General features: G+C 49.1%; 20 protein-coding genes. 16 read left to right on the top strand and 4 right to left on the bottom strand.

The features are described 5' to 3' along the window. Positions 1-144 precede the first annotated feature (144 nt). The 4 genes from csgG to csgD are packed head-to-tail and all read right to left on the bottom strand — an operon-like array spanning position 145 to position 2,505. Entirely contained in the window at positions 145-978 is an 834-nt protein-coding gene (gene csgG / locus EC843_RS17170) for a curli production assembly/transport protein CsgG (RefSeq protein WP_064547980.1), read from the bottom strand. A 41-nt stretch (positions 979-1,019) separates the two neighbouring features. After that, positions 1,020-1,436, bottom strand: a complete 417-nt coding sequence (csgF, locus tag EC843_RS17165; RefSeq protein WP_064547978.1) for a curli production assembly/transport protein CsgF — start codon at positions 1,434-1,436, stop codon at positions 1,020-1,022. 9 nt (positions 1,437-1,445) lie between these two features. Next, positions 1,446-1,835 (bottom strand): curli production assembly/transport protein CsgE, encoded by a 390-nt coding sequence (csgE, locus tag EC843_RS17160; RefSeq protein ID WP_064547977.1) that lies wholly within the window; start codon positions 1,833-1,835, stop codon positions 1,446-1,448. Between the two features lie 4 nt (positions 1,836-1,839). Continuing rightward, positions 1,840-2,505, bottom strand: a complete 666-nt coding sequence (csgD, locus tag EC843_RS17155; RefSeq protein ID WP_064547975.1) for a biofilm master transcriptional regulator CsgD — start codon at positions 2,503-2,505, stop codon at positions 1,840-1,842. 788 nt (positions 2,506-3,293) lie between these two features. On the opposite strand from csgD, the gene csgB reads away from it, so the two are divergent. From csgB to EC843_RS17080, 16 genes are all read left to right on the top strand, one after another. After that, positions 3,294-3,749, top strand: coding sequence for a curli minor subunit CsgB (gene csgB / locus EC843_RS17150; RefSeq protein ID WP_064547973.1), 456 nt, complete (start codon positions 3,294-3,296; stop codon positions 3,747-3,749). Between the two features lie 47 nt (positions 3,750-3,796). Further along, positions 3,797-4,219 (top strand): curli major subunit CsgA, encoded by a 423-nt coding sequence (csgA, locus tag EC843_RS17145; protein ID WP_064547971.1) that lies wholly within the window; start codon positions 3,797-3,799, stop codon positions 4,217-4,219. Between the two features lie 72 nt (positions 4,220-4,291). Continuing rightward, positions 4,292-4,621 carry a curli assembly chaperone CsgC gene (csgC, locus tag EC843_RS17140; RefSeq protein WP_064547969.1) on the top strand — a complete coding sequence of 110 codons (330 nt, stop codon included), beginning with the start codon at positions 4,292-4,294 and terminating at the stop codon, positions 4,619-4,621. Between the two features lie 293 nt (positions 4,622-4,914). Then, on the top strand, positions 4,915-5,043 hold the full coding sequence (locus EC843_RS24970; protein WP_279535813.1) for a hypothetical protein: 129 nt from the start codon (positions 4,915-4,917) through the stop codon (positions 5,041-5,043). 214 nt (positions 5,044-5,257) lie between these two features. After that, the gene (locus tag EC843_RS17135; RefSeq protein ID WP_133522698.1) at positions 5,258-5,980 is read left to right on the top strand and encodes a beta-ketoacyl synthase chain length factor; all 723 of its coding nucleotides are present in this window, start codon (positions 5,258-5,260) and stop codon (positions 5,978-5,980) included. Continuing rightward, complete coding sequence (locus EC843_RS17130; RefSeq protein ID WP_064547964.1) at positions 5,980-6,750, top strand: lysophospholipid acyltransferase family protein; 771 nt, start codon at positions 5,980-5,982, stop codon at positions 6,748-6,750. Before EC843_RS17135 ends, EC843_RS17130 begins: the two co-directional genes overlap by 1 nt. Positions 6,751-6,765: 15 nt before the next feature. Next, on the top strand, positions 6,766-7,038 hold the full coding sequence (locus EC843_RS17125; protein ID WP_064547962.1) for a phosphopantetheine-binding protein: 273 nt from the start codon (positions 6,766-6,768) through the stop codon (positions 7,036-7,038). A 19-nt stretch (positions 7,039-7,057) separates the two neighbouring features. Further along, a complete protein-coding gene (locus EC843_RS17120; protein ID WP_064547960.1) occupies positions 7,058-7,306 on the top strand; it encodes an acyl carrier protein in 249 nt (82 codons plus the stop codon). A gap of 3 nt (positions 7,307-7,309) precedes the next feature. Continuing rightward, positions 7,310-7,879, top strand: a complete 570-nt coding sequence (locus tag EC843_RS17115) for a hypothetical protein (RefSeq protein ID WP_064547958.1) — start codon at positions 7,310-7,312, stop codon at positions 7,877-7,879. Continuing rightward, the gene (locus tag EC843_RS17110) at positions 7,872-9,194 is read left to right on the top strand and encodes an AMP-binding protein (protein WP_133522697.1); all 1,323 of its coding nucleotides are present in this window, start codon (positions 7,872-7,874) and stop codon (positions 9,192-9,194) included. The genes EC843_RS17115 and EC843_RS17110 overlap by 8 nt, the downstream gene beginning before the upstream one ends. After that, positions 9,181-9,531: a hydroxymyristoyl-ACP dehydratase gene (locus EC843_RS17105; protein WP_133522696.1), complete on the top strand. Its 351-nt coding sequence runs from the start codon at positions 9,181-9,183 to the stop codon at positions 9,529-9,531. The genes EC843_RS17110 and EC843_RS17105 overlap by 14 nt, the downstream gene beginning before the upstream one ends. After that, the gene (locus EC843_RS17100; protein WP_133522695.1) at positions 9,522-11,216 is read left to right on the top strand and encodes a glycosyltransferase family 2 protein; all 1,695 of its coding nucleotides are present in this window, start codon (positions 9,522-9,524) and stop codon (positions 11,214-11,216) included. Before EC843_RS17105 ends, EC843_RS17100 begins: the two co-directional genes overlap by 10 nt. Beyond that, entirely contained in the window at positions 11,210-11,635 is a 426-nt protein-coding gene (locus EC843_RS17095) for a thioesterase family protein (protein ID WP_064547949.1), read from the top strand. The genes EC843_RS17100 and EC843_RS17095 overlap by 7 nt, the downstream gene beginning before the upstream one ends. Further along, positions 11,628-12,233, top strand: a complete 606-nt coding sequence (locus EC843_RS17090; protein ID WP_133522694.1) for an outer membrane lipoprotein carrier protein LolA — start codon at positions 11,628-11,630, stop codon at positions 12,231-12,233. Before EC843_RS17095 ends, EC843_RS17090 begins: the two co-directional genes overlap by 8 nt. After that, complete coding sequence (locus tag EC843_RS17085) at positions 12,205-14,535, top strand: MMPL family transporter (RefSeq protein WP_133522693.1); 2,331 nt, start codon at positions 12,205-12,207, stop codon at positions 14,533-14,535. The genes EC843_RS17090 and EC843_RS17085 overlap by 29 nt, the downstream gene beginning before the upstream one ends. Continuing rightward, positions 14,535-15,110 carry a DUF3261 domain-containing protein gene (locus EC843_RS17080; RefSeq protein WP_133522692.1) on the top strand — a complete coding sequence of 192 codons (576 nt, stop codon included), beginning with the start codon at positions 14,535-14,537 and terminating at the stop codon, positions 15,108-15,110. Before EC843_RS17085 ends, EC843_RS17080 begins: the two co-directional genes overlap by 1 nt.

Raw genomic sequence — 15,110 nt, 5'->3', positions numbered from 1 at the left:
GAGGGTAATCGCGTTGTGTGCGTTTAACATATTGGTTCATCACATTTTCCTCTGCCTGCGAGTTAAATGTGTCAACGCTATTTAGGACGGGTCAGAATAAATAAAAAAACCAGCCGCGGCTGGTTTTTTCTTATCTGATAATTATCAGGATTCTGGAGGGACTGACATCTCTCTGTATTTGGCCAGTACCGGGTTGTTAACATCTTGCGGATTTTGCAGATCCCACAATCCACGGTTAATACCATCATTAACCAGATAAATAACTCCTGTTTCAATCGCTGACATCAGACACATCATCACCGGTTCATTGGTGGTATAGCCGATTTCACCTTCCAGCAGTCGTTGGTAATCCACGAAGCGGAATACCCCAGCCTGCACTTCATAAGACAAAATCGTTTTACTGGTATTCACCGATGAAAGCACTTCACCGGTACTCACGTTAACCACACGTAGGTTCACGGCAATTTGGTCCAGTTGATATTGAGTTTCGCCACCGATACCGAAGTACCGCGCGCCAACACCGCCTGATTTCACATTGCTTTCATAACCGATGATTGAACCTTCAACCATTACGTTTGCCGCAACCAGTGATTGCAAAGGCATACGGTTATTCTCGGCTACAGTTCCATTTTCCTGCGCTGCACGAATGATCTTACGTTCGTTGAGCAAGTTTTGCAGGCCCTGACGTTCCAGAGGAATAAACCAGCGAGAATCTTTTAATGCTGTGACCAGCATGGATGTTGCACTCTGTGGTACCGCGGTCGAGAAGTTACTTGCTGGATAAGGTTTAAATTGCCCAGTTTCATCTTGAATATTATATACCGAGACAAACAGTTTCCCTTTTGCTGGTGGCAAATGGGTTAAGTCACGATAACTTTGCGCACGAGGCAAAAGTGTAGGTTTCGCAGCTTCTTTAGGTGGTGCCGTTAAACAACCACTTAATAAACACACTGCTACGATGAGAAGTAAACGCTGCATGATGTTTATCCTTAAATACTTTTTTGATTATTTAATTTCCACTAGAAATCAGTGGAATTATTTTGTAAGCCTGCAACCTGGATAGTCGATACTTTTCCTGTTTTACGGTCAGTGACATTTAACTGTAGCTGTCCGTCAGTGTTTGCAATATCGACGATAAAATCATTAGTGATCATGCGACCCGGTTTGCCAGTATTAATATTGCTTAGCAACCCGCCAAGAAGTTGTGACTGAATAGCTTGAGTAAAGTTGTCCAGTGCTGACGGTGTTTCGATACCAAAATCATCGTCATAACTAGGGTCTTTATACGAGTTTTGAGCTTGCGCCTCATTAAGTAAGAAGGACCCATTATTGGGGTTGCCACCAAAATTTGGGTTAGTGAACTGAAAAGTCATATTGCCTCCCCAGGACAAAGGGGATATCAGCAGTAAAGAAATAACTGCATGAGTGATACGCATGACAGCCTCCTAAAATTCGTCGCTGGTTAAATCACCGGTACTTAACAATGTTTTGTCAATTTGTCGGCGCTTAATCGCTTCTGCGGTTTGGACCAGTGCGATAGTGACATTACGGTCAAAATCACGTTTAGAGGGGAATAAGAACGACTGAAATATGACGTCCTGATCAACGGTAATGGTTATCCAGCTCCCCCAACGGGCACTGGGGCGCTCATTGATGGTTAAGGTTCCGGTAAAACTGCTTTCCCACTTGTCACTAAAGGCACGATAAAACTCATGCCCCACCGAAGAAACGGTATGATCCGTTAATAATCCAGGAACCTCGACTTCAACGGCGCGAACGCCGTTGGAGGTCCAGACTAATACTGACGCTAGCAGTAAAGCAGTTTGTAATTTCATCGCCTTATCGCCTGAGATTATCGTTTGCCCAGGAAACAGCCTGAGTGCGATTTTTTACAGATATCTTCTTGAAAAGATTGTAGAGATGCGTTTTTACCGTGTTTTCACTTATAAATAACGACTGGGCGATTTCAATATTGGATGCCCCAATACGCAATTTATTAAGTATTTCCTTTTCACGGTGAGTCAAAAGAGATGACTCGACGTTATTGAAACGGTAGTTCCCTGAGTGATTAATAAGGTAACTTGCTAATTTCTGAGAAAAATAGCACTCTCCGGCCATTACGCCTCGAATACCTTCTACCACACGTGGCTCTTCCTCTGACATGTAAAATACGCCGTTTATATGCGGCCAGTTTTCTATGTCACGGAATTGATACTCTTCAGGAGTGTTAAGTAACAACAGCTTAATACTGTTATGTTTGCGACTTAAGTTATCTTGCCAATAGTTAATCAGCTTTTTATCGGCTTCAACCATATCGAAAAGCACCACTAAATTACCCACGACATCTTCAAGAGAGCGTTGAATATTATGGAGTTTCCCATTGATAGAGAGTGAAGACTTTAGATGCTGTAATAACGCAGTCGCTTGTAGCGAGGGTTTAGTGATCAACAATAAAGTTTGAGCATTTAACGCCTGGCTATTCATTGTATGGACTTCATTAAACATGATGAAACTCCATCCGAGTTTGCGCATCAACCAGCTGAATTAACAGAAAGTTAATTCACCAGAGGTACTGATAGATGCTGCACTGCTGTGTTTGAAATTAATGTAACACGGTCAAATAACGCTAAGTTGCGTCCTGACTTAATGTGTTAAACAAAATGTTACTGCTGATTTCAATCTAGCGGTTACTAATCTTAAAGCAAGTGTTAAAGCTGTTACAAAATGTAACTGTAGATATTAAAATGTTGCAATACAGTTTTTTTGTTATTTAGTTTTAATACTAAAGTTGTACACATATTATAAATTGCATAGTTTTAAAAATCATACAAATGATTATATATAATTGAATTAAATCAAGTTTTTGATTTTTGTTTTGAGCGTGACTGGTCTTAACATATGTAAATAGTGAATGTTACATTGCGCGTTAGGATGATTCTTAAGGAAAATAATCTTCGTGACAGGGGCCCCTTAAAAATTGCCTGGAACGCCGCGGGAAACCCAACCAGGCGGCAAAATACAGTGTGGTTGGCGAGACGGTTTAAAAGCTTGCAAGCTAATTAATATGATCAATCCTGAACCCTTTGTTGTATTTGATTTTTTTTATACGACTCATACTTTGTAATGAGTGGAAATATAAAAATACAACGTGCGGGTGAGATATTTTAAATGTTTCGCCAGACATACTCAGTTCCGTAACGCAGAAATAACTTTTCATCGTTAGCGTTAACAAAAGTAAATGTGTGATGTTTTAAGATGCAATTAGTAGATGTATTCAGGCCCAGGGTGACAACATGAAAAACAGATCGTTATTAGTGATGTTAGCATTGTTGGGTGCGCCTGGTTATGTTATTGCGAGTAATCCAGATCTTGCAAAATCAGAATATAACTTTGCGATTAACGAATTAAGTAGAGCATCGTTAAATCAGGCAGCAATAATTGGGCAACATGGCAACAATAATAATGCCAATGTTGACCAAAATGGAACCCGGCAAGTAGCACTGGTCTCTCAGACTGGGTCTGGGAACAGAGCTAACGTCGACCAATCAGGGAGTTATAACTTTGCTTATGTTGCGCAATCAGGCTACGGCAATGATGCAGATATACAGCAAACGTCATTTGGTAATGCCGCTCTTATTATTCAGCAAGGCTCGGGTAATAAGGCAAGCATTATTCAACAAGGCACACAGAAGTCGGCAGTTGTAGTTCAGAAACAGTCTCAAATGGCGGTACGCGTTATTCAACGATAATACACGACCATTTAGACTTACATTCTCAATACGATGGGGGCTTTACCATGAACTTTTTCAAAATCGCAGCATTAGCAGCAGTGGTTGTTTCAGGTAGCGCAATGGCAGTATTCCCACAATTCCCTAGCCATGGTCCAGATTCTACAATGAAAGTGTATCAGCAAGGTGCGGGTAACAACGTTACTGCGCTACAAGCTGATGCCAAAGATTCGACTGTTGATATCAAACAATATGGCGTGTCAAACGGCGCGAATGTTGGTCAGGGTGCTGACGATTCAACAATCACACTTCTGCAAGATGGTTTTGGAAACAATGCCACCATCGCTCAATGGAGTGCTGAAGATTCCACTATTGACGTGAAACAATATGGTGGACTGAATGGAGCAAATGTTAATCAAACTGCTAGTGATTCTTCCATTACGCTGACTCAAGCTGGCTTCAACAACCACGCTAACCTTCAGCAGCACTAACAGGTTTTCTGAACTATATAAAAACAGGGCCCTGGCCCTGTTTTTCTTTTTATAGTGGGAGAGGGAAGAAATATGCACACCTTATTATTGCTTGCCGCACTCAGTAATCAACTTACCTTTGATACCCAGCAACAAGGGGAGATCTACACTATTGTGCCAGTGGCGACCTTAACCGAGGATTGCCGATGTACCTTCAAAATGACGGCATTACGTTCAGGCTCTGGCGGACAAACTAATAGCAGCCAGAGTAGCCATGTTTTTATCAAGGCCAATGAACCAGCCAAACTTTCACGCCTGAGCCTCAATATTTCTCCAGGAGACAGCGTGACGATTACTGTCACTATAACGGATGGAAAAGATATTCATCTTGAAAAACAGTGGGCATCACCAGGAAGTGTTTAATTAATTTCGCGGCAGGTAGAAATTCTTTCATCTATATACCAGGGTTTAACTGTAGTTCTGGTCACCTGGTGCCGATAACCCTCATATAACCTGGTTGAGGAGTTCCTGACGTGAAAATATCAAGCCTAAGATGTTTCATGCTTTTGCCCATGCTTGCTGTCTGTGTCCCTTTACTTAACGCACATGCCAGCGATGGTGTGATTCATTTTCGGGGCTCTATAGTAGAGGCTCCCTGTACTTTTTCACAAAGAGAACAATCCGTTAAATTGTCCTGCACACAAGACGGAAAACCAGTGGTACGAACAGTCGCATTCAACCAACTCTATAACTACAAACCTGATAACAACGTCCCGCTAACGACGCAAATTCATTATCTTGATCCCCAGCGCAAACTCGCCGTTCTGGAAGTGACCTACCGTTAAAATCCACGGCCTGCTGTTCCGCGGGCCAGAGGATTTATCTCAAGTATTTATTTAATCGCCTTTTTTGTTACAATTCTCAGCCGCTGGAGAAGCCATAGCGCACGAAATATCAAAACTTGAGCGAAAATTCTTAAAATTAAGACTTAGTTGATAGTCGGCAACTGTCCCGGGATTAAAATCTGTCGGGCGATTTAGATGAATATGGGTATCGAGCATGAAGTTAGCGTTTAACGTTGTCGACTGGCAGGCCCGAGCCCCTGGTTTATCTGAAACCGAGGAGTGGCAGGCATGGAGCCAAACCCCCGGCGCCGTTGATATTTCAGCTCCGCTTGCAAAAAGCCGCTACTTACCGATGATGACGGCGCGTCGTTTGTCATCAGGAAGCCGTCTTGCCGTTGATTGTGCACTGGCAATATTGTCCCGACAGTCAGTTGATGCGCTGGTTTTTGCCAGCCGTCACGGTGAACTTGAAAGAAACTTTCGAATTTTAACTGCGCTGGCGGAACAAGAAAGCCTCTCGCCAACGGATTTTGCGATGTCGGTACACAACTCGTCAGTAGGTAATACCACCATTGCAGCCAAAAAAGCCCTGGTGTCATCGTCTGTTTCTGCGGGTTATGACTCATTTTCCCAGGCATTAATAGAAGTCACATCGCTGCATCATGCCGGGTATAAGCGCGTTTTGCTGGTCGATTTCGATGGTTTGATCCCCGAGTTTTATCACCCGCATTTGGCCGGTGACGTGGTCAATTTGCCATTTTCCGTTGCACTGTTATTGGAAAGTGGTTCGCAAATTCAATGCAAAACCACACCGAGTCCAATGAGCGAAGGGCAATTTTTACCGCAGGGACTGGCATTTTTGCACAGCTGGTTAAGCTCGCAGCCCACTTTTACTGTTGCCGGTGAACGCCTCGCCTGGTGCTGGAGCCGTTGCTAATGTGGGCGCGTTTGAAATGGGGCTGGCGGGTGCTTATGACCGGCTGGTTATTTGTTTTATTTGGTAGTGGTGGCCTGGTGCTGTCGCTGGTTTGGTTTAATTTACTACTATTATTTGTGCGTGATAATGGCAAGCGCCGTGAGATTGCACGTCGAAGCATTGCCGCCAGTTTCCGATTGTTTTTACGCATCGGTCGCGGCCTCGGTGTGTTCGACTATCGCTTCGAAAATTGCGAGCAGTTAACAAACGATCATGGGTGTTTGATTGTTGCCAACCATCCGACGTTGTTGGATTACGTATTTATTGCTTCTCAGGCGCCGCATATTGGCTGCCTGGTGAAAGCCAGTTTGGTAAACAATCCCTGTTTTCGAGGCGTGATACGTGCAGCCGATTATCTGGTTAACAGTCAGGGCGAAACGTTACTTCCTGAAAGCCAGAAGCGTATGGCAGCAGGGGAGGCGATACTGATTTTCCCGGAAGGCACACGCACACGCCCAGGGGAACCGCTGGTTATCCAGCGCGGTGCGGCTAATATTGCGGTGCGCAGCGGATGTGAATTGCGGCTAGTGCATATTCATTGCGACCAGCGGTATCTCGATAAACACAGCCGCTGGTATCAGATCCCACAGCACAAGCCAATGATTACCGTGAGTGTCAAACAGCGGATCGACAGCCAGAGCTTTATGGTCAATTTAGACGATGCCCCAGGCTTAGCGGCGCGCCGTCTTAGCCAATATTTATGTCAGGAACTGGTTCCTGATTCTCGTTAAGACTCGGATGGTTATATGGAATCCTTAGAGACCGATATTAAACAACTCATTATCGATACTTTGAATCTCGAAGAGATAAGCGTTGATGAGATTGAAAGTGAGGCCGCGTTATTTGGTAATGACGGCCTTGGCCTTGATTCCATTGACGCACTGGAATTAGGACTGGCGGTTAAAAAACGTTATGGTGTGGTGTTATCCGCCGAAAACGAAGCGATGCGCGAACATTTTTATTCTGTCGCGAATCTCGCCGCATTTATTAAAAGTCAAAACCCTGCGCACAGCGCCTGATTGAAACCACGAGTACGTTATGAAGAAAGAAGATATTTATCAGGAAGTCACCGGGTTACTGGTTAAGTTATTTGAACTCTCTCCTGAACAAATCACTCCGCAATCTCGTTTATACGAAGATTTGGATCTCGATAGTATCGATGCTGTAGATATGGTTGTTCATCTACAAAAGCGCAGCGGTAAAAAAATTAAACCGGAAGATTTTAAATCGGTACGCACAGTACAGGATGTTGTAGACGCGGTTGAGCGTTTGCATAGCGAGCCGTAAAGCGTGCGGGCAAAACAAGCACTGACGATAGCGGGGGGGCTAGCCGTAATTGGTTGGCCCTTTGCCGTCTGGTTGGCGATCTCATACCCAAAATTACACATTTTGCTGCCGATCCTTGCGCTGTGTTTTGTGCTGCGTTTATGTGTGTTACGTGGAAAAACTGGTGCTTTAAGCCGGGCTTTTAAAGGTCTTGCGTGGGCTGGGGCGGTGTTATCACTCGCCAGTATCTGGATGCGAGAAGCGCAACTGCTACTGTGGTATCCGGTGGTCGTCAATGCGGTGATGCTGACCTTGTTTGGGTCATCATTGTTTACGACGATGTCGCTTATCGAGCGCCTGGCGCGTTGGCGTGAAGGGGATCTGCCGCCTGCGGGCGTGCGTTACACCCGCCGTGTGACACAAGTCTGGTGCCTGTTCTTTATTTTTAACGGCAGTGTCGCCCTATGGACGTGCCTTGCGGGCAACATTCATTGGTGGACTCTATGGAATGGAATGGTGAGTTACCTGTTCATGGGAATGTTATTTGCTGCCGAATGGCTGGTCAGAGTGCGAGTGAAACGTCGCTATGAATAGCCCGTTAGCGCTGGCGCTCTGGCTTAATGGTAGCCGTCATCCGCAGCATGTGGTGGCGTTTGCCGGGCAGCAATGCTTCACGCAGAGCGATTTAATTAAAGATGTGCAGCGTATTTATGACTGGCTACAGCGCCAGCCCGGCCAGTGCTGGGCGCTCTGTTTTGATAACAGTTATGACTTTATCGCTGCACTATTAGCGACGCTGCACGCGGGTAAAACACCGGTTTTACCAGGGCATAATCGTGAAGCCCAACTGTGTGAGCAGCAAGAACATTTTTGCGGCGTGCTCAGTGATACTCCGCTAAATCTCAGTTGCCCGGTGCTGAACCCGCAAACACTGAATTACTCCGCGTTCAAGCCGTTTGAACCGGTCCCCGAAGAGGCTGGCGTGGTGTTCTTTACCTCAGGTTCGACGGGGGAACCGGCACAAATCTACAAAACGCTGCGTGCACTGGATGAGGAAATTGCCTGGCTGGCGGCGCTGTGGGGCGATAGCCTGCGTGATTGTCGCGTAGTGGGGTCGGTGTCGCATCAGCACCTTTATGGTTTCACCTTCCGCGTGATGCTGCCGATGGCGCTTGGCCTGGCGGGAGATGCTGCGATGATTCACTTCCCGGAACAATTAGCGGCGCGTGCCTCACATCCATTGCTGTTTATCAGTAGTCCGGCATTTTTAAAACGGCTGGATATTAACCTTGCCGCACCGCAGTTCAAACGAGTGATTTCCGCTGCCGGGAAACTCGATGATGTTACGGCGCAACAGGCACTGGCCTGGCTGAAAACGCCAGTATCAGAAATTTACGGCACCACTGAAACCGGTGTGCTGGCATGGCGTGAACATGTGCAGACTGCTCCGGAATGGCAAGCCTTTCCGGCGGTGCGGTTTACTCAACAAGACGATGTCTGGCACGTGGAATCACCCTTGATTCATCACCTTCACGGGCAACTCGACGATATTCTGGAATTTACCTCGCAAGGGCGGTTTCGTTTAATTGGCAGACGTGACCGCGTGGTTAAAATTGAAGAAAAACGTATCTCGCTGAGTGAAGTTGAGCGTCGATTATTGGCTTTGCCAGGTGTTGAAGAAGCGGTTGTGGTCCCGGTCACTCGAGGGAGTCGCATCGCACTTGGTGCCGTAGTGGTGGCACCCACAGCGCAAGGAGCCTGCAAGCAACAGTGGCGAGAAGCGCTCAGTGCCTGGCTTGAGCCAATCGCCATTCCGCGTTACTGGCGCATCGTCGAGCGCATCCCGCTCAATAGCCAGAGCAAGCGCGCGTGGGCGCAATTACAGGAGTTATTTGATGAAACCCGTTGAGTTACAGCGTGCGCAACCCGAAGCGGGCAAACTGTGTTTGCGGCTTGCGGTTCCGCCAACATTAGGCTGGTTTGCCGGGCATTTCCCCACACAACCGCTGTTACCTGGGGTCGCGCAACTCGATTGGGTGATGGCCTACGGTGCAGAACTTGCGCCGGATATGCGCTTTAGTGCGATTGATAACGTTAAATTCCAGCGCCCGATTGTTCCGCAAAGCGAACTGGAACTGAATCTGCAATGGGATGCTACGCGTAACGTGCTGAGTTTTTCCTACACCTTGTTGACTGAAGATGGCGGCATTCCGGCCAGCAGCGGGAAGATTAAATTATGCCCGTAACACCTGCGGCTTTTCGCCCCTGTGTGGTGATCCCGTGTTTTAACCACGGCGCGACGCTGTCGGCGGTGCTGGCACGCCTGCAACCGTTTGGCCTGCCTTGCATTATTGTCGATGACGGCAGTGAACAAGCCACCAAACAGCAACTGGCAGAATTAACCGGCGTTACGCTTATCAGTCTTCCCACTAATCAGGGGAAGGGAGAGGCGGTGATTACCGGCCTGGAAGCGGCGGCGCAGGCGGGTTTTACCCACGCAGTCCAGCTTGATGCCGACGGGCAACACTGCATAGAAGATGTGCCACGTTTTTTAGATGAAGCGCGAGCCCATCCCGAAAGCCTGATTTCCGGCACGCCGGAATACGACGAATCAGTACCAAAATCGCGCCTTTACGGGCGTTATGTCACGCATGTCTGGGTGTGGATTGAAACATTGTCGCTGTCATTAAAAGACAGTATGTGTGGATTTCGTGTCTATCCGCTGGCGGCCACGCTCGGGATTATTGAGAAACACCGTCCGGGTAAACGGATGGATTTCGATACCGAAATCATGGTGCGTTTGTATTGGGCGGGAACCGACAGTCGATTTTTGCGTACCAGGGTTATCTATCCAGCGGATGGTGTGTCGCACTTTGATGCGCTGCACGATAATTTGCGTATCTCCTGGATGCACACTCGGTTGTTTTTTGGCATGTTGCCGCGCATTCCGGCGTTGCTCACGCGCCGTCGCAAAGCTGCTCACTGGGCACAAATCCCCGAGCGTAAAGGGCTGGCGGGAATGCGTTTAATGCTCAACATTTACCAGCGTTTAGGGCGTCGGGCATTCAACGTCTTGCTTTATCCGGTGGTGGCGTGGATGTGGCTGAGCGGAAGCGCGCAGCGTAAAGCCTCACAGCAGTGGCTGGAACGCGTCAGGCAACAGGCAGAAAGCCAGCAAATAACCTTGCCACAAGGTTTAAATAGCTATCGGCATTTCTTACGTTTCGGGGATGCGATGCTCAATAAGATTGCGGCCTGGCGGGGTGATATTGTCTGGGGACGTGACATTGAATTTGCACCAGGCAGCCGTGAAGTTTTACAACCACAGGCCGGGCAGGGGAAGCTGATCCTTGCCGCTCATCTCGGTGACATCGAGGCCAGCCGCGCGCTGGCGCAAGTGGAGGCCGGGCTGATTATTAATGCGCTGGTATTTACTGACCATGCCCAACGTTTTCGTCAGATTATTGAAGAAATTGCCCCACAGGCGGCGGTGAACTTGCTCCCTGTCAGCCATATTGGGCCGCAGACAGCAATGTTATTACAAGACAAACTTGACGCTGGTGAATGGGTGGCGATTGTGGGTGACCGAATTGCGGTGAACTCGCAGCGCGGCGGGGAACGGCGCATCTGCTGGAGCCAGTTTATGGGCAGCCCCGCGCCATTTCCACAAGGCCCGTTTATCCTGGCTGCCGCATTACGATGCCCAGTCATTCTTATGATGGTATTGCGTGAGCAGGGCAAGTTGCGTATTCACGCCGAAAACTTTGCCGATCCGCTGTTGCTACCGCGAACCACACGCTCTCAGTCTCTACAAGACATCATTGATCGCTACGCGCAGCGCCTGGAATTTTACGCACTGCGTTCGCCACTAGACTGGTTTAATTTTTATGATTTCTGGCAGTTACCGCCAGAAAAGGAGTCCGGATGTTAAATGACCCACGTTTCTCTGTGGAGATCAGCATCAAAGTCCCATTCCATGATGTCGATGCAATGGGTGTGGTGTGGCACGGTAACTATTTCCGTTACTTTGAAGTGGCGCGTGAGGCGTTGCTTGGCCAATTTTCTTATGGCTATCGGGCGATGCAAGAGTCCGGTTACGTTTGGCCAGTGGTCGACACCCGCGTCAAATACCGTGATGTGGTGAAATTTGAACAACAGATTCTGGTCCGCGCTACGGTACTGGAATACGAAAACCGTCTGAAAATCGGCTATGAAATTGTCGATGCGCAAAGTGGCAAACGCACCACCACGGGTTACACCATTCAGGTTGCTGTTTCGGCAACCAGCGGAGAGCTGTGTTTTGTTTCCCCTCCAGTACTTTTTGAACGTATGGGTTTGAGTCATGAATAAGATTTTTTTAATGGCCTTGCTGCTTATCAGCTTTACGGTGAGCGCCATCACACTTGATGATGTGCAGCGCAGTTTTGCCTCGCAGCCGGTGGTTCGGGCTAAATTCCAACAAGAACGGCAAATTAGCGGCATGGCGCAACCGCTCCATTCCAGCGGTGAAGTGTTGATCGCCAAAAGCAAAGGCTTGTGGTGGCAACAACAGCATCCTTTCCCGATGACGCTGGTGCTGGATGACAGCCATATGGCACAAAAGATGGGCACTCAGCCACCGCAAATCATCACCGCTGACAGCAACCCGCAAATGTTCCAGTTCAACCATTTGTTGCGTGCGCTATTCCAGGCTGATCGCAAAGTGCTCGATGAGAACTTTTCCAGCGTCTTTACCGACCAGGGCAAAGGCCAATGGCAGCTGGTATTAACGCCGACAACAACGCCGCTCGATAAGCTGTTTAGCACCATTACTTTGCAGGGCGATAAGTATCTGAAGCGCATTGCGTTGAACGATTTGCAGGGCGATTTCACTGAAATCATCTTTAGTAACCACCGACCAGAACCGCGAAAACTCACGAATGAAGAGCAGCAGCGCTTCGCTTTCTGACGTGTATCGTCGCCTGGCGTGGGGCTGGCTGGCGGTAGTCACCTTGCTGGTGGTGTTGCTTGCACTCTTGCTCCCCAGGGCGCGGCTCGACAGCAGCGTATTGTCGCTGCTGCCTGCCAGCAGCCTTGGGAAAGTCCCGCCGCAAATTGAGAACGGTTTTCTGCAACGTCTGGACAAACAGATGATGTGGATGGTCAGCCCCGGTAACCAACCGGATGCCGCTGCTGCGCAGTGGTGGCAAACACAACTGCAACAGCAACCGTTCCTGCAAAATGTGCAGGGGCCGATGGAGGCTAAAAGCCAGCAGGAGTGGGGGAAATTCTACTTCGAAAACCGCAATGGCCTGCTGGATAACCAGACCCGCGGCCGTTTGCAAAATGGCGGTGAAGCGCAGGCGCAGTGGGTGTTATCGCAACTTTACTCGGCGTTTTCCGGCGTCAGCGGTAAAGAGCTGACTAACGATCCGCTGATGCTGGTGCGCGGTTCGCAACTGGCGCTGCAACAAACTGCCAGCCAAATGCGCCTGCAAAACGGCTGGCTGGTGGCGCGTGATAAACAAGGGCGCTACTGGTATTTGCTGCATGGCGAACTCAAGGGTTCCTCGTTTGATATGCAGCAAGGGCGTGTGGCAGTTGAACAACTGCGGGCTTTACAACAAAAGCTGAAATCACAATTCCCGGATGCACAGGTGATGTCGCGCGGCACCTTATTCTACAGTGATTACGCCAGCCAGCAGGCTAAGCATGATGTTTCAACGCTGGGTCTGGCAACGGTGATTGGCGTACTGCTGCTGGTGTTACTGGTGTTTCGTTCGCTGCGCCCATTACTGTTATGCGCCACGTCAGTTGCCATTGGTGCGCTGGCGGGTACGGCAATTACGCTGCTCTGCTTTGGCGAATTGCACCTGATGACGTTGGTGATGAGCATGAGCATCGTTGGTGTTTCGGCAGATTACACGCTCTATTACCTGACAGAACGTATGGTGCACGGCGCGCAAAATTCGCCGAGCGCCAGTTTACGCAAAGTGCTTCCCGCGCTATTGCTGGCGCTGGCGACGACGGCGATCGCTTATCTCATTATGATCCTCGCGCCATTCCCTGGCATTCGTCAGCTTGCAGTGTTCGCCGCCAGTGGGTTAATCGCCTCTTGTCTGACGGTGGTGTGCTGGTATCCGTTTGCGGTGCACGGTTTACCCGTCAGACCGGTGCCTTGTAGCAGGTTGCTTAACGGTTGGTTGAATGCGTGGCAAAACAATAAAGTGGTGCGTTTTGGCATACCACTGGCGTTGCTGTTTATTAGTCTCGCCGGAATAGTTTCATTAAAAATTAACGATGACATTGCCAGCTTCCAGGCGTTGCCGCAGGATCTGGTGCGTGAAGAACAGGCGATTACCGCGCTGACCGGGCAGGGCATGGATCAAAAATGGTTTGTGGTTTACGGCGAGACAGCCGAACAAACCTTGCAGCGCCTCGAAAAGCTGGCCCCAGTCCTGGCAAGCGCGCAAAAGAATAAACTTATCGACAGTTACCGACTGATCCCGCTCGCCTCGCTTGAACAGCAACAGGCGGATTTGCGATTGCTGCGCGAAGCCGCGCCGGTTTTACAAAAACGCCTCGCCGAAAGTGGGATTACCGTCAGTGCGCCCAATCTGCAACAAATGGCGGTGACGCCCGAACTCTGGCAAAAAAGTGTTATTAGCAGTGGCTGGCGCTTGTTGTGGCTCACATTGCCGGACGGTAAAAGTGGCGCGCTGGTGCCGGTCAGTGGGGTTCGTGATAGCGCGGCACTGGCGGGGTTGGCGGCAAAACTGCCGGGCGTCAGTTGGGTTGACAGAAAAGTGATGTTCAATGAATTGTTCAGCCATTTCCGCAGTTTATTAGCGGGGCTGTTGGCTGCCGCAGTGGCCGCGATTGCGTTGAGTTATGTGCTGCGTCTCGGCGTAAAACGTGGCCTGCTGAGTGTGGTGCCTTCGCTGTTATCACTCGGCGGTGGCCTTGCTGCTCTGGCGTTTAGCGGCCACGCACTGAATCTGTTTTCGTTGCTGGCGTTGGTGCTGGTTCTGGGCATCGGCATCAATTACACCCTGTTCTTTAGTAATCCGCGTGGGACTGCGCTTACGTCGTTGCTCGCCATCAGCGTGGCCTTGCTGACCACACTTTTCACCTTAGGAATGCTGGTGTTTAGCCAGACACAAGCCATTGCCAGTTTCGGTATTGTGTTGAGCTGCGGGATCTTCTGCGCATTTTTAACCGCACCATTAGCCTTACCCCCATCCACCCAGGGAAAGGGAAAGAGAGAATAATGAAAAAATTACCGATATTGGCCTTACTGTTGGGCTCATTTTTACTCAGCGCGTGCAGCACGCCAAAACCTGATAAATCCCGTCCGCAAGCCTGGTTAAAACCGGGCACCCTGGTGACGCTACCCGCGCCGGGGATTTCGCCGTCAATCACCGAACAACAGCTGCTGAGCGCCCAGGTCAAAGGTAAAACGCAGTCGCTGATGGTGCTGCTGAATGCCGACCAGCAAAAAGTGATGCTGGCAGGTTTATCACCTTTAGGGATCCGTTTATTCCGCCTGACCTACGATCAAACAGGGGTTAAAACCGAGCAGTCGATTACGTTGCCGGAATTACCGCCAGCCAGCCAGGTGCTTGCCGATATTATGTTGAGCTACTGGCCGATAAGCGCCTGGCAGCCGCAACTCCCTGCGGGGTGGACGCTAAAAGATATCGATTCACGACGTGAATTACGTGACGACCAGGGTGAAATCATCGAAACGATCGATTACCTGACCCGTGACGGAAACCGCCAGCCAGTCAGCGTGCGTCACCATCGTTTCGGTTATGTCATCAGCATTCAGCACCTGGAAAACTAA

Origin of the sequence: Buttiauxella sp. JUb87 (genome assembly GCF_004361975.1) — a bacterium.
Classification (GTDB): domain Bacteria; phylum Pseudomonadota; class Gammaproteobacteria; order Enterobacterales; family Enterobacteriaceae; genus Buttiauxella; species Buttiauxella ferragutiae.
This window is presented reverse-complemented; position numbering and strand designations above follow the sequence as displayed.

Coding starts and splice junctions, on each gene's coding strand:
- EC843_RS17105 (WP_133522696.1), top strand. CDS start 9,181: ATGAAACCCGTTGAGTTACAGCGTGCGCAACCCGAAGCGGGCAAACTG.
- csgB (WP_064547973.1), top strand. CDS start 3,294: ATGAAAAACAGATCGTTATTAGTGATGTTAGCATTGTTGGGTGCGCCT.
- EC843_RS17120 (WP_064547960.1), top strand. CDS start 7,058: ATGAAGAAAGAAGATATTTATCAGGAAGTCACCGGGTTACTGGTTAAG.
- csgA (WP_064547971.1), top strand. CDS start 3,797: ATGAACTTTTTCAAAATCGCAGCATTAGCAGCAGTGGTTGTTTCAGGT.
- EC843_RS17080 (WP_133522692.1), top strand. CDS start 14,535: ATGAAAAAATTACCGATATTGGCCTTACTGTTGGGCTCATTTTTACTC.
- csgE (WP_064547977.1), bottom strand. CDS start 1,835: ATGAAATTACAAACTGCTTTACTGCTAGCGTCAGTATTAGTCTGGACC.
- EC843_RS17130 (WP_064547964.1), top strand. CDS start 5,980: ATGTGGGCGCGTTTGAAATGGGGCTGGCGGGTGCTTATGACCGGCTGG.
- csgD (WP_064547975.1), bottom strand. CDS start 2,505: ATGTTTAATGAAGTCCATACAATGAATAGCCAGGCGTTAAATGCTCAA.
- EC843_RS17090 (WP_133522694.1), top strand. CDS start 11,628: ATGAATAAGATTTTTTTAATGGCCTTGCTGCTTATCAGCTTTACGGTG.
- EC843_RS17100 (WP_133522695.1), top strand. CDS start 9,522: ATGCCCGTAACACCTGCGGCTTTTCGCCCCTGTGTGGTGATCCCGTGT.
- EC843_RS17095 (WP_064547949.1), top strand. CDS start 11,210: ATGTTAAATGACCCACGTTTCTCTGTGGAGATCAGCATCAAAGTCCCA.
- EC843_RS17135 (WP_133522698.1), top strand. CDS start 5,258: ATGAAGTTAGCGTTTAACGTTGTCGACTGGCAGGCCCGAGCCCCTGGT.
- csgC (WP_064547969.1), top strand. CDS start 4,292: ATGCACACCTTATTATTGCTTGCCGCACTCAGTAATCAACTTACCTTT.
- EC843_RS17085 (WP_133522693.1), top strand. CDS start 12,205: ATGAAGAGCAGCAGCGCTTCGCTTTCTGACGTGTATCGTCGCCTGGCG.
- csgF (WP_064547978.1), bottom strand. CDS start 1,436: ATGCGTATCACTCATGCAGTTATTTCTTTACTGCTGATATCCCCTTTG.
- EC843_RS17110 (WP_133522697.1), top strand. CDS start 7,872: ATGAATAGCCCGTTAGCGCTGGCGCTCTGGCTTAATGGTAGCCGTCAT.
- EC843_RS17125 (WP_064547962.1), top strand. CDS start 6,766: ATGGAATCCTTAGAGACCGATATTAAACAACTCATTATCGATACTTTG.
- csgG (WP_064547980.1), bottom strand. CDS start 978: ATGCAGCGTTTACTTCTCATCGTAGCAGTGTGTTTATTAAGTGGTTGT.